Below are 816 nucleotides of genomic sequence, written 5' to 3'. Positions count from 1 at the left end.
ACCGACTTCGCCAGCCGGGTCCGGCCGAGACCGACGACACACAGGTCCTCGACGTACACCGCTTGATTCTCGCGGATGATCGTCGTGGACAGCTTGTGCTGCCAGTCCCGCCGGGTGTCGGCCACCCGGGCGTGCGCCCTGGCGACCTTCACGACGGCCTTCCCACGGCGGTTGCTGCCCCGCTGTTTGCGCGACAGGGCCTGTTGCAGCCGTTTGAGCTTGCGGGCCGCGCGGCGCAGGAACCTGGGTGCGGCGACCTTCGTGCCGTCGGACATGACCGCGAAGTGCGTCAGCCCCAGATCGATCCCCACCTCGGCGTCCACCTCGGGCAGCGGCTCGTCCTCGCTGGTCTGCACGACGAACGAGGCGAAGTACCGCCCGGCGGCGTCCCGGATGACCGTCACGGACGACGGGTCCGACGGCAGTATCCGGGACCAGCGGACCGTGAGGTCGCCGATCCTCGGCAGCCGCAGACGACCGTTGTCCAGGACCGTGAACCGGGAGTTGCGGGTGAAACGGATCGCCTGCCGGTTGTCCTTACGGGACCGGAACCTCGGCGGTGCCACCATGCTGCCTTTACGCCTGCCCGACACGGAGTGGAAGAAGGTGCGGTAGGCGGTGTTGAGGTCCGCGAGGGCCTGCTGCAACACCACGGCCGACACCTCGCCCAGCCACGCCCGTTCCGGTGTCGCCTTGGCCCGCGTGATGACCCGCTTGGACAGTTCGGCGTCCGAGATGTACGGCAGGCCCTGCTCGTGGGCGGTCCGCCGTGCGCGCAGCCCGTCGTTGAACACCACCCGGGCGCATCCGAACGCC

General features: G+C 69.5%; 1 protein-coding gene. It reads right to left on the bottom strand.

What is annotated here, in order from left to right; all coding sequences use genetic code 11:
• A partial coding sequence (locus ACXAHD_RS32255) for an RNA-guided endonuclease InsQ/TnpB family protein (RefSeq protein ID WP_475055195.1) occupies positions 1-816 on the bottom strand: 816 nt, incomplete at both ends.

The sequence above is a fragment of the Micromonospora sp. ABR4_055 genome (genome assembly GCF_056160425.1).
This window is presented reverse-complemented; position numbering and strand designations above follow the sequence as displayed.